Genomic DNA, 11,125 nt, shown 5'->3' on the forward strand with positions numbered 1-11,125 from the left:
GTATATTGCGTCGCAAGTTTCACTAAATGGTGTGACGGCGATTTCTTGACACTATTACGGCCGACCTCTATAACGGTTATGCTGAGGTAGTAACGCTCGACCGGTGAGGTCTCGCCGGTCGGCTGGGGAGGAACAAGGTGCCCGGGCCCGGAAGTGGCACGGTTCGTAACCGCAGACTGGCCACCGAGTTGCGCCGCCTCCGCGAAAGAGCCGAACTGACCGGCGATGACGTCGCCGACCGACTCGGATGGTCGGCATCGAAGGTCAGCCGTATCGAGAACGCCCGCCAAGCCCCCCGTCTGGGAGACGTGAGGAGCTTGCTGGATCTCTACGGTGTTGAGGGCTCATACCGGGACCAACTACTCCAACTGGCCCGGGATGCCGGCCGAAAGGGCTGGTGGGAGGCCTATTCGGACGCCCTTCCCGAGCAATATGCCTCCTATATCGGGCTTGAGATGGAGGCGGAGGAGATCCTCCAATGGGAGACCCAGGTCGTGCCCGGCCTGCTCCAGACGGAGGCGTACGCCTCGGCCGTCGAGCAGGGGCTGCACTCGATCGAGGTCATCCCGCCGAGCCGCCTCGACGCGCGTGTGGAGACCCGGCTGGCGCGGCAGTCCGTGCTCACCACCCGTGAGCCGCCCCTGCGGCTGTCCCTGGTCCTGGACGAGGCCACCCTGGTGCGCCGGTACGGAGACGCCGGTGTCATGCGTGAGCAGCTCGAACGCCTCGTGGAGTTGGCCGGGTCGCCCAACGTCACGCTTCAAGTGCTTCCACTTGACGGACCCCATCCGATCACCACGGGGTCCTTCACGCTTCTGCAGTTCCCGCAGGTCGGGGGCATCAAATTCCATGATGTGATCTATATCGAGCATCAGAACGGCTGCTCGTATCTCGAAGAGGAGACCGAGACCTACCGGCATCGGCTCAGCTTCGACCGGCTTAGTGCAGAAGCGCTCCCGCCCGCTGAATCCGTGGAATTGATCTCCAGGATCGCCCGGGATGCGTGGGGATCCCAGAATGGAGGGGGGTGATTATAATGGACCAAGCAGTCAGGCATCCCGGCGTCATCTGGCGCAAAGGATCTCGGAGCATGGCCAACGGCGCATGTGTCGAGGTCGCGTCGGTGCCGCAGGCCACGTCGGAGGAGGACGTGGCACGCGCGGCGGAGTAGTGCCACAACCGAATAATGACGAATAACTTGAATCGCTCGCAATAGCAATATTGTGAGCGATTGTGCGTGAAATAGCAATACTGGCGGTCCACTTCCCTCGCCGCAGCGAGGGAAGTGGACCGTTCGGCGTTTCGAGGAGACCGAGACCTATCGGCATCGGCCCGGCTTCGACCGGCTCAGTGCGGAAGCGCTCCCGCCCGCCGCATTCGTGACCTTGATCTCTAGGACCGCCCGGGGTGTTTGGGGGTTCCGAACGAGAGGAGGTGGCGCCCGATGGATGACGAGCTCCTTGAACGCATCGTCCTTTTGACCCTGAAGATCGCCGAGATCCTGAGCAGGTGGCTGAGGCAACGGCGGCATTGATCCGGGAGTGACGCCGTCAGTCCGGACAAGGGCCTGGCGCCGCCGCATAAGCGGGTGCGGGCGCCAGGCCCTTCGTCATCTCAGTCCGAGCCGGCCCGCCTTCGGGGGAGGCAGGCGTCTCAGCCGAGGAGGTCGAACCGGGGGGCCGATTCCGCCGCCCGGTAGGCCGCCCAGCTCAGCGCGAGGTCCTGCCACGGCAGGCCGACGGGCGCGTAAACGGTGACCTCGGAGGGTTCCGTACGGCCCGGGGCCGCCCCGCGCAGGACGTCCGAGATCACACCGGCGGCGTCCGCGTGCCCGAGACCGGCGTTGCCGAGCGCTCCCATCGCGACCGCGAGGTCCAGGTCGTCGACGAACGTACGGCCGGCCCGCAGCAGGTCGGACGACAGTTCCGCCTTGCCGGGCTCGTCGGCGCCGAGGGAGGTGACGTGCGCGCCCGGGCGGACGTCGGCGGCGCGAAGCAACGGCGTTCTCGCCCAGGTCGCCGTCACGATGATGTCCGCCGCCGTGACGTCGGGCGGGACGCCCTGCCCGGCCCGCGCCGGAACCGCCCGGCCACCGTGCCGGGCGGCGAAGGCGGCGGCCCGCTCCGGGTCGAGGTCGGTGACCACCAGATCGCGGATCGGCCGGAGCGCGCGCAGTCCGGTGACCACCAGGTGCGCCTGCGCACCCGCGCCGATGACCGCGACCGTGCCCGCGTCCGGCCGGGCGAGCGCGTCGGTGCCCAGCGCCGCGGAAAGGCCGGTGCGCCAGGCGGTCACGGTGGCCGAGTCGAGCAGCGCGAGCAACTCACCGGTCCGGAGGTCGTGCAGGCAGACGACGCCCCGCAACGCGGGTGCCGCGTCCGGGAACTTGGCGTTGACCTTCACGGTGTAGGCCGGTATGCCCTCGATGAGGCCGGGGATGAGCGCCGTCGCGGTGCCGGGTCCCGGCAGGTCCGTGCGTACGCGCTGGGGCCGGATGGGGCCGGGAGACGCCAGGAAGCCGGCGCGGAGCGCGTCGAGGCACGCCCGAGGCTCGAGGATCGTCTGCAGGTCGCTGCGGCTCAACAGGACGGTCACCGGATGATCTTCGCTCATCGGCGCGTCCGGAGTGCGCTGGGGTGCGGGGCCGGGGCGTCTTGGCGTCCGGGGCCGGGCTGGTCGTAGGTTTCTGCCATGGACTCTCGACGCCGGGTTCCGCGTACGGACGCCGTGCTCGCCGATCCACGGCTCGCGGAGGCGGCCCGCAGGCTGGGGCGCGGCATCGTGAAGTCGGCCGTCGTGGCGGCGCAGGAGCGGGCGCGGCGAGGTGAGATCGCTCCCGAGAGTGTCGCCGACACGGCCGCGGCGGCCCTGCCGTCCCACGCCGCGACCCTGCGACCGGTGATCAACGCGACGGGTGTCCTCCTGCACACCAACCTGGGCCGTGCGCCGCTGTCCGCCGCCGCGCGGGAGGCGGTGCTCGCCGCGGCCGGCTGCACGGACGTCGAGTACGACCTGGAGACGGGCCGCCGGGCCCGGCGGGGTGAGGGCGCCCTGGCCGCCGTCCGGGAGGCGTGCCCGGCGGCCGAGGCGGTCCACGTCGTCAACAACAACGCCGCCGCCCTGGTGCTGGCCGCCACCGCGCTCGCCCGTGACCGGGAGATGGTCATCAGCCGCGGCGAGATGGTGGAGATCGGGGACGGCTTCCGCCTCCCCGACCTGCTCGTCTCCACCGGCGCGCGGCTCCGCGAGGTCGGCACGACCAACCGCACCACCGCGGCCGACTACGCGGCCGCCGTCGGCCCCGAGACCGGGTTCGTCCTCAAGGTCCACCCGTCCAACTTCCGGATCGAGGGCTTCACCGCGCAGGCGCCGGTGCGTGAGCTGGCCCGGCTCGGCGTCCCGGTCGTCGTCGACATCGGCTCCGGGCTGCTCGCCCCGGACCCGGCCCTGCCCGAGGAACCCGACGCCGCCACCGTTCTGCGGGAGGGCGCCGACCTCGTCACCGCCAGCGGCGACAAGCTGCTGGGCGGCCCGCAGGCCGGTGTCATCCTCGGCCGCGCCGACCTCGTCGAACGCCTGCGGCGCCACCCCCTCGCCCGCGCGCTCCGCGTCGACAAGCTGACGCTCGCGGCGCTGGAGGCGACCGTCCGGGGTCCTCGTACGCCCACCGACGAGGCCCTGCACGCCGACGCCGGCGTGCTGCGGCGGCGGGCCGAGCGGCTCGCCGAGCGGCTTCCCGGGCACGACGCCGCGGCCGTCGAGTCGACGGCCCGGGTCGGCGGCGGAGGAGCGCCGGGGGTCGAACTGCCCAGCGCGGCCGTCAGCCTGCCGGCGTCGTACGCCGTCCCGCTCCGCCGGGCGGGCGTCGTCGGACGGCTGGAGTCCGGCCGCCTGCTCCTCGATCTGCGCACCGTCCCCGCCGAACTCGACGACGGCGAACTGGCGCGGCGGATCGAGCGGGCGGTCGCAGCGGGGGAGGAGCGCCCGTGCACGTGATCGCCACCGCCGGCCACGTCGACCACGGCAAGTCCACGCTCGTACGGGCGCTGACCGGCATGGAACCGGACCGCTGGGCCGAGGAGCGCCGGCGCGGCATGACGATCGGCCTCGGGTACGCCTGGACGACACTGCCGTCGGGGGAGCGGATCGCGCTCGTCGACGTGCCGGGCCACGAGCGGTTCGTCACGACCATGCTGGCCGGCGTCGGGCCGGTGCCCGCCGTGATGTTCGTGGTCGCCGCGGACGAGGGCTGGATGCCGCAGTCCGCCGAGCATCTCGCGGCGATCGACGCTCTCGGCGTCCGGCACGGCCTGCTCGTCGTGACCCGCGCCGACCTCGCCGACCCCGCCGCCGCCCGCGACGAGGCCGCGGCCGAGATCGCCCGTACCGGCCTCGGACGGGTCGAGGCGGTCACGGTCAGCGGTGCCACGGGCGCGGGCCTGCCCGCCCTGCGGGACGCCCTGGACCGGCTCGTCGCCCGGCTCCCCGCCCCCGACGCCACCGCGCCCGTACGGGTCTGGGTGGACCGCGCGTTCACCATCAAGGGCAGCGGCACGGTGGTCACCGGCACCCTGCCCGGGGGAACCCTCAGTGTCGGCGCCGAACTGCGGCTCGACGGCCGCCCCGTACGCGTCCGGGCCCTGCAGACGCTGAAGGAGACCGCCGAGATCGTCTCCGCCGTCGCCCGCGTCGCCATCAACCTGCGCGGCGTCGACCGCGACCAGGTCGCCCGCGGCATGGCGCTGACGGGCGACGAGTGGACCGTCACCGACCTCGTCGACGTCCGCGTCCACGGAGCCGACACGGCGGCGCTGCCCCGCGAGCCGGTCCTGCATATCGGTTCCGCCGCCGTCCCCGTACGCCTCCGCCCCCTGGGGGACGACACGGCGCGGCTGGCGCTGACCCGGCCGCTGCCGCTGCACATCGGTGACCGCGCGCTCCTGCGCGACCCCGGCGCCCGGCGGGTCGCCGGGCTGACCGTCCTGGACGTACGGCCCCCGGCGCTGCGACGGCGCGGCGCGGCCGCCGACCGCGCCCGCGAACTGGCGGCCGGGGTCCCGGACGCCGGGGCGCTGCTGCGCCGGTACGGCCTGCTCCGGATCGCCGACCTGCGCGCCATGGGCGTCGCCGCCGAGGCCGAGCCGGTCGCCGCGGACTGGCTCGCCGACCCGGAGCACTGGGCGTGCCTGCGCCGCCGGCTGGCGGAGGAGGTGGAGCGCCACGACGCCGCCGACCCGCTCGACCCGGGCCTTCCGGTGGAGGCGGCGCGGGCCCTGCTGGGCCTGCCCGACCGGCGGCTGGTCGACGCGCTGGCCCGCCCACCGCTCCGCCTGGACGGCGGTCGCGTGCGCGGGTCCGCGGAGGCGAGCCTGCCGGCGCCGGTGGCGGGTGCGGTCCGGCGGCTCCGCGACGAGCTGCGGAACGACCCGTTCCACGCCCCGGAGGCCGGCCGGCTCGCGGACCTGGGCCTCACCGGCCGCGCCCTGGCCGCCGCCGTACGCGCGGGCGCGCTCCTGAAGATCGCCGACGGCATCGTCCTGCTGCCCGGCGCGGACACCGACGCCGCGCGGCGGCTGACCGGTCTGCCTCAGCCGTTCACGGTCAGCGAGGCGCGCCGCGCGCTCGGCACCACCCGGCGCGTCGCCGTTCCCCTGCTCGAACACCTCGACCGGCGCGGCCTCACCGAACGCACCGGAGACCGGCGCCGCGTCCGCTGAGACCTCCCACCGGGCATTAATTCGGTTGAAACGGGGACCGCCTGTCTGGCGTCATAGACCCGGCTCACCGACATGCGGAGAGGAGATGGTGATGCCGTACCGCACGATGAAGGGCGGCCACGTTCCGATCCGGATGTGGACCGACCCTGCGGACGTCGAGACGGTCGCGCTCGACCAGCTGCGCAACGTGGCCGGGCTGCCGTGGGTGCACGGCGTCGCGGTCATGCCCGACGTGCACTACGGGAAGGGCGCGACGGTCGGCTCGGTGATCGCGATGCGCGACGCCGTCGCGCCGGCCGCCGTGGGCGTGGACATCGGCTGCGGGATGACCGCGGTCAAGTCCAGCCTCACGGTCGAGGATCTCCCCGACGACCTGAGCCGCCTGCGCGCGAAGATCGAGAAGGCCGTTCCGGTGGGGCGCGGGGCGCACAAGACGCCCATCGACCCGTCCGCGATCCCCGGTCTCAAGGAGCGCGGCTGGTACGACTTCTGGCAGCGGTACGACGAGCTGGCGCCGGTCGCGCGGTCCCGCCGGGGCAAGGCGACCTCGCAGCTCGGCACGCTCGGCTCGGGCAACCACTTCCTGGAGGTGTGCGCCGACGACGAGGGCTCGGTCTGGATCGTGCTGCACTCCGGCTCCCGCAACATCGGCAAGGAGCTGGCGGAGCACCACATCGAGGCCGCGATGCGCCTGCCGCACAACCAGGACCTGCCCGACCGCGACCTGGCGGTCTTCATCAACGGCACGCGCAAGATGGAGGAGTACCGCCGGGACCTGTTCTGGGCGCAGGACTACGCGCGGCGCAACCGCGCCGTGATGATGGCCCTCACGCAGAACGTCGTCACGCGGTTCTTCGCCGGCAAGCGGGTCCGCTGGGACGACGTCATCTCCTGCCACCACAACTACGTGGCCGAGGAGGTCTACGACGGCGTCGAGCTGCTCGTCACCCGCAAAGGCGCGATCCGCGCGGGCGACGGCGACCTCGGGATCATCCCGGGATCGATGGCCACCGGCACGTACATCGTGCGGGGGCTCGGCAACGAGCAGGCGTTCAACTCCGCGTCGCACGGCGCGGGCCGGCGGATGAGCCGTAACCAGGCGAAGCGCTCCTTCACCGTGGACGACCTGATCGAGCAGACCAGGGGCGTCGAGTGCCGGAAGGACTCCGGGGTGATCGACGAGATCCCGGGGGCGTACAAGGACATCGAGTCGGTCATCGAGGCACAGTCCGACCTCGTCGAGGTCGTCGCCCACCTGCGCCAGCTGATCTGCGTCAAGGGCTGACCGGCGCCCGCCGGGTCGCGGCCCTGCGGGCGCGCCGAAGGCTCACCGGGAGCCGTTGAGCCGTCCCCGCCGGGACGGCGGGGACGGCTCCGGCGTCGCCATCGCCGTCGTCACGGTGCCGCCGCCGTGGGCTCCACGCCGCCCGTGGTCACAACGGACGGCCGGTTCGCGCCGGGGCCGTCCCCGCACGGGGGCGGGGACGGCTTCAGCACGCGTGCGCCGGCTCGGGGATCAGTCCAGCCAGGGCTTGAGGGCGCCGACCTTGATGCTCTTCTTGGAGATCGAGCGGTACGTCGAGCTCCAGCGGATCGGCTTGAAGGCCGCGCCCTTGGGGGACACCGTGACCTGGACCCACGCCGGGTGGACGGGGTGCTTGCCGCCCTTCGTGAAGGTCAGGTGGAACACCGCCTGGTCGGCGGGGCCGACCAGGGCCTGGCCCTTGGCGCCCTTGTACACGCCGATGACCTTGTGCTTCTTGTCCAGCAGCCGGACGACCGGCCGGCCGCTGAGCAGGCAGGTCTTCTTGCCCTTCGTGCTGATCGACAGCGGCTGGTCGACTTTCTTGCCCGTGACGTAGTCGTGGGCGAACTGGAGGACCAGCTTGTTCTTGGCGACCGAGCAGGCCGGTGCCTTCGCCGTCGTGGTCGCGGCCTGCGCCGGTGACGCGAGACCGGCCACGGCGATGGCGCCGGCGACGCCGGTCATCGCGAGCGTGGTGCTGAGCTTCACCTGGGTGACTCTCACTCTCCATCGGAGACGGCTCCCGCTACACGCGGGAGGGACGGATCTCCCGTCCAGAGACCATGATCATCTAGGGCGGCGGTACGAGGAGCGGTTTCGCCATAAGTCAGGGAACGGACGGGTGCGACGGCGCCGGCCGCCGCGTGTTGTCGGCGCGACGGCATAGGCTGGGGTGTCCGTAACGACAGAGGGGGTTCGTCCTTGCTCGTGGACGGGTTCGGCCGGGTGGCCACCGACCTTCGCGTGTCCCTCACCGACCGATGCAACCTGCGCTGCACCTACTGCATGCCCCCCGAAGGCCTCGAGTGGCTTCCCAAGCCGGAGCTGCTCACCGACGACGAGGTCGTCCGGCTCGTGCGGGTGGGCGTCGAGCGCCTCGGCATCACCGAGGTCCGCTACACCGGAGGCGAGCCGCTGCTCCGCAGGGGACTCGCCGACATCGTGGCGCGCACCACCGCGCTGCGCCCGCGCCCGCAGGTGTCGCTGACCACGAACGCCATCGGCCTCGCCCGGCTGGCCGGGCCGCTGCGCGAGGCCGGCCTCGACCGGGTGAACGTCTCCCTCGACACCCTCGACCGGGAGACCTTCGCGCGCCTCTCCCACCGGGACCGGCTGCCGGACGTCCTCGCCGGGCTCGCCGCCGCGCACCGGGCCGGGCTGCGGCCGGTGAAGGTGAACACCGTGCTGATGCGCGGCGTCAACGACCACGAGGCAGCGGCCCTGCTGCGCTTCTGTCTGGAGCAGGGGTACGAACTGCGGTTCATCGAGCAGATGCCGCTCGACGCCCAGCACGGCTGGCGCCGGGAGGACATGGTCACCGCGGACGAGATCCTCGACCGGCTCGCCGCGGAGTTCACGCTCGTCCCCGACGACACGGCCGTACGCGGCAGCGCGCCGGCGGAGACGTTCCTCGTCGACGGAGGACCGGCGCGGGTCGGCGTCATCGGCTCGGTCACCCGGCCGTTCTGCGGAGCGTGCGACCGCGTCCGGCTCACCGCGGACGGCCAGATCCGCAACTGCCTGTTCGCCCGGGAGGAGTCCGACCTGCGCGCGGCGCTGCGCTCGGGCGCCTCGGACGACGACGTCGCCGAGCGCTGGACCGCCGCGGTGGCGGCCAAGCGCGCGGGGCACGGCATCGACGATGTCGGATTCCTGCAGCCCGCCCGCCCGATGTCCGCGATCGGCGGGTAGAAAGGGACGCGTGACCGAACAGCCGCAGGAACACCGGGTCGAGATCACCGTGCCGCCCGACCACGAGGTCGGCGTGTACGCCGGGTTCGCGTCGGTGTGGCGCACTCAGGACTCGTTCGTCATCGACTTCTCCACGGCGGTGCGCCCGCCGGAGGTGGTGCAGGACGATGAGAGCGGCGAATCGTACGTCCACGTCCCCGCGCAGGTGGTGTCCCGAGTGCGGATCCCGCCGAGCCAGGTCTGGGAGCTGATGAAGGCCCTCGAGCAGAACCTCAGCGCGTACGAGCGGGAGAGCGGCAAGAGCGCCCATGACGGCGGATGACGCGTACGACGCCGTGATCCTGGCCGGCGGGGCGGCGTCGCGGCTGCGCGGCGCCGACAAGCCCGGTCTGCTCGTCGGCGGGCGGCCGCTGGTGGCGCGCGTCGGTGCGGCCGTGGCGGGCGCGCGGCGCGTCGTGCTCGTCGGGCCGGAGCGTCCCGAGCTGCCCACCGCGATCACCGTCCGTGAGGACCCGCCGGGCGCCGGGCCGGTGCCCGCTCTGCGCGCCGGGCTGACGCGGGTCGAGTCGCCGTGGGTGGCCGTGCTCGCCGCCGACCTGCCGTTCCTCACCTCCGGCGATGTGACCGCTCTGCGCGGCCGCGCCCGTGGCCGTACCGGGGCGGTGTACGTCGACGACGAGGACCGGTGCCAGTGGCTGACCGGGGTGTGGCGGACCGCCGCGCTGCGCGCCGCTCTGGCCGGCTATCCCGGGGCGTCGCTGCGGGGGCTGATGGACCCGCTCGACCCGGTGCGCGTACGGGCCGCCGGACGCCCCCGGCCCGCGTGGTACGACTGTGACACGGAGGACGACGTCGCCCAGGCGTCCCGGCTGATCGAGGAGAACGATGCTTGAGGAGTGGCTCGACACGGCGTGCGCGGAGCTCGGCATCGACCGCGCGGAGGTCGACCGTGACCTGGTCCTCGACCTGGCCCGTGACGTCGCGCACGGCGTGGCACGGCCCGCCGCTCCTCTCACGGCGTACCTGCTCGGCCTGGCCGTGGGACGGGGCGAACCCGCGCGGGACGCGGCGGCCCGTGTCACCGCACTCGCCACCGAGTGGGCCGCGCGCCGTGAGGGCCGGCCGTCGTAGTCTCATGACCGCCGGGGCCCGGGAACGGGCCCTGGTCCTTTACGGCAGGTCGTCGACCGGGATCGTGTCGCGGAGAAAGCCGCGACGGCCCAGGAAGGTGCTCAGGTGCTCCTTGTGGTCGTCGCAGGCCAGCCAGATCTTGCGCCGGTCGGCATCGTGGATCTTCGGGTTGTTCCAGCGCAGCGCCCACCGGGCGTCGGCGTGGCAGCCCTTGGCGGAGCACTGGAGCGGTTCGGGAGCGGTCACCTCCCTAGTCTGGCCGATCGGCGAACCGGTCGTGTCCGGCCGGCCCACCGGCATGGCGGGCCTCGCAGTTCACCTGGATAACCCTGACTGTGCGTATTCGTTGCGATTTGTTTGGGTTGTAGGCGTCCGGGTACGCGGGGCGCAACGGTTGAGCAGACAGCCGATCCCGCGCGGGCGGGGCTGTCGCTCGCCCGGGGTCGGCGGACGAGGAGGCACCGTGCCGTCCGATCGTGGGTCCCGGGACGTCATCGACGTGCTCACCGGGGATCACCGTCGTGTGAAGGAGATGTTCGTTCGCGTCATCGCGCTCCCGCGCGGAGACAGACGGCGCCGCTACGTCGTGGCGAGCGTGATCACCGAGCTCATGCGCCACGCCGCGGCCGAGGAGCAGTACCTGTATCCGGCGGTCCGGGCGCACATCCCGGACGGCGACCGGCTCGCCGCGGAGAAGATCGCGGACCATGCCCTGACGCGGCAGACGATCAACGAACTGGACGGACTCGACCCGTCGGACGCCCGGTTCGACGAGGTGTTCCGCCGCCTCATCGGGACCACTCAGGAGCACCTCGCGGACGAGGAGACGAACCTCTTCCCGCGGCTGGCCGGCGCCTGCGACACCGACACGCTCCACGAGCTCGGCACCAAGGTCGAGCGCGCCAAGCGGGCGACGCCCGTATGGCCGGCCGCCGCGCCGGCCGATGTTCCGTCGCTCGACGGCTGGTGCGGTCCCGGCCTGGTCGATCACACGGGCCCGGGGCTGGACGGCCGCCCGGGGACCGGCTCGGGACCCCTCGCGCGGTGACCGGGCCGCGAC

General features: G+C 72.7%; 13 protein-coding genes. 10 read left to right on the forward strand and 3 right to left on the reverse strand.

Going from position 1 to position 11,125, the window contains the following annotated elements:
* Window positions 1-137: 137 nt before the first annotated feature.
* The gene (locus tag NE235_RS19835) at window positions 138-1,031 is read left to right on the forward strand and encodes a helix-turn-helix domain-containing protein (RefSeq protein WP_308206114.1); all 894 of its coding nucleotides are present in this window, start codon (window positions 138-140) and stop codon (window positions 1,029-1,031) included.
* A 5-nt stretch (window positions 1,032-1,036) separates the two neighbouring features.
* Window positions 1,037-1,171 (forward strand): DUF397 domain-containing protein, encoded by a 135-nt coding sequence (locus NE235_RS38710; RefSeq protein WP_406567604.1) that lies wholly within the window; start codon window positions 1,037-1,039, stop codon window positions 1,169-1,171.
* A gap of 482 nt (window positions 1,172-1,653) precedes the next feature.
* On the opposite strand, the gene NE235_RS19840 is transcribed toward NE235_RS38710, so the two are convergent.
* Complete coding sequence (locus NE235_RS19840) at window positions 1,654-2,595, reverse strand: ornithine cyclodeaminase family protein (protein WP_252805045.1); 942 nt, start codon at window positions 2,593-2,595, stop codon at window positions 1,654-1,656.
* Window positions 2,596-2,691: 96 nt separating this feature from the next.
* Here NE235_RS19840 and selA point away from each other — a divergent pair, with 96 nt between their 5' ends.
* From selA to NE235_RS19855, 3 genes are all read left to right on the forward strand, one after another.
* Window positions 2,692-3,996: an L-seryl-tRNA(Sec) selenium transferase gene (gene selA / locus NE235_RS19845; protein ID WP_252805047.1), complete on the forward strand. Its 1,305-nt coding sequence runs from the start codon at window positions 2,692-2,694 to the stop codon at window positions 3,994-3,996.
* Window positions 3,987-5,717: a selenocysteine-specific translation elongation factor gene (selB, locus tag NE235_RS38275; RefSeq protein ID WP_252805049.1), complete on the forward strand. Its 1,731-nt coding sequence runs from the start codon at window positions 3,987-3,989 to the stop codon at window positions 5,715-5,717. The genes selA and selB overlap by 10 nt, the downstream gene beginning before the upstream one ends.
* A 91-nt stretch (window positions 5,718-5,808) precedes the next feature.
* Window positions 5,809-7,002 (forward strand): RtcB family protein, encoded by a 1,194-nt coding sequence (locus NE235_RS19855; protein ID WP_252805051.1) that lies wholly within the window; start codon window positions 5,809-5,811, stop codon window positions 7,000-7,002.
* Window positions 7,003-7,233: 231 nt separating this feature from the next.
* Here NE235_RS19855 and NE235_RS19860 read toward each other — a convergent pair whose 3' ends face one another.
* Window positions 7,234-7,731: a DUF4232 domain-containing protein gene (locus NE235_RS19860; protein ID WP_252805054.1), complete on the reverse strand. Its 498-nt coding sequence runs from the start codon at window positions 7,729-7,731 to the stop codon at window positions 7,234-7,236.
* A 213-nt stretch (window positions 7,732-7,944) separates the two neighbouring features.
* On the opposite strand from NE235_RS19860, the gene moaA reads away from it, so the two are divergent.
* The 4 genes from moaA to NE235_RS19880 are packed head-to-tail and all read left to right on the forward strand — an operon-like array spanning window position 7,945 to window position 10,065.
* Window positions 7,945-8,934 carry a GTP 3',8-cyclase MoaA gene (gene moaA, locus NE235_RS19865; RefSeq protein WP_252805074.1) on the forward strand — a complete coding sequence of 330 codons (990 nt, stop codon included), beginning with the start codon at window positions 7,945-7,947 and terminating at the stop codon, window positions 8,932-8,934.
* A gap of 10 nt (window positions 8,935-8,944) precedes the next feature.
* Entirely contained in the window at window positions 8,945-9,256 is a 312-nt protein-coding gene (locus NE235_RS19870; RefSeq protein WP_252805075.1) for a DUF3467 domain-containing protein, read from the forward strand.
* On the forward strand, window positions 9,243-9,827 hold the full coding sequence (mobA, locus tag NE235_RS19875) for a molybdenum cofactor guanylyltransferase (RefSeq protein ID WP_252805077.1): 585 nt from the start codon (window positions 9,243-9,245) through the stop codon (window positions 9,825-9,827). The genes NE235_RS19870 and mobA overlap by 14 nt, the downstream gene beginning before the upstream one ends.
* Window positions 9,820-10,065 (forward strand): DUF6457 domain-containing protein, encoded by a 246-nt coding sequence (locus NE235_RS19880; RefSeq protein ID WP_252805079.1) that lies wholly within the window; start codon window positions 9,820-9,822, stop codon window positions 10,063-10,065. The genes mobA and NE235_RS19880 overlap by 8 nt, the downstream gene beginning before the upstream one ends.
* A 39-nt stretch (window positions 10,066-10,104) precedes the next feature.
* On the opposite strand, the gene NE235_RS19885 is transcribed toward NE235_RS19880, so the two are convergent.
* Window positions 10,105-10,311 (reverse strand): hypothetical protein, encoded by a 207-nt coding sequence (locus tag NE235_RS19885; protein WP_252805081.1) that lies wholly within the window; start codon window positions 10,309-10,311, stop codon window positions 10,105-10,107.
* A 217-nt stretch (window positions 10,312-10,528) separates the two neighbouring features.
* On the opposite strand from NE235_RS19885, the gene NE235_RS19890 reads away from it, so the two are divergent.
* Window positions 10,529-11,113 carry a hemerythrin domain-containing protein gene (locus tag NE235_RS19890; protein WP_252805083.1) on the forward strand — a complete coding sequence of 195 codons (585 nt, stop codon included), beginning with the start codon at window positions 10,529-10,531 and terminating at the stop codon, window positions 11,111-11,113.
* Window positions 11,114-11,125: the final 12 nt, after the last annotated feature.

The organism is Actinoallomurus spadix (assembly GCF_024055725.1).
Classification (GTDB): domain Bacteria; phylum Actinomycetota; class Actinomycetes; order Streptosporangiales; family Streptosporangiaceae; genus Actinoallomurus; species Actinoallomurus spadix.

Excerpts from the sequence above, each read along its gene's own strand:
- NE235_RS38710 (WP_406567604.1), top strand. The coding sequence starts at position 1,037 with ATGGACCAAGCAGTCAGGCATCCCGGCGTCATCTGGCGCAAAGGATCT.
- selA (WP_252805047.1), top strand. The coding sequence starts at position 2,692 with ATGGACTCTCGACGCCGGGTTCCGCGTACGGACGCCGTGCTCGCCGAT.
- NE235_RS19855 (WP_252805051.1), top strand. The coding sequence starts at position 5,809 with ATGCCGTACCGCACGATGAAGGGCGGCCACGTTCCGATCCGGATGTGG.
- mobA (WP_252805077.1), top strand. The coding sequence starts at position 9,243 with ATGACGGCGGATGACGCGTACGACGCCGTGATCCTGGCCGGCGGGGCG.
- NE235_RS19880 (WP_252805079.1), top strand. The coding sequence starts at position 9,820 with ATGCTTGAGGAGTGGCTCGACACGGCGTGCGCGGAGCTCGGCATCGAC.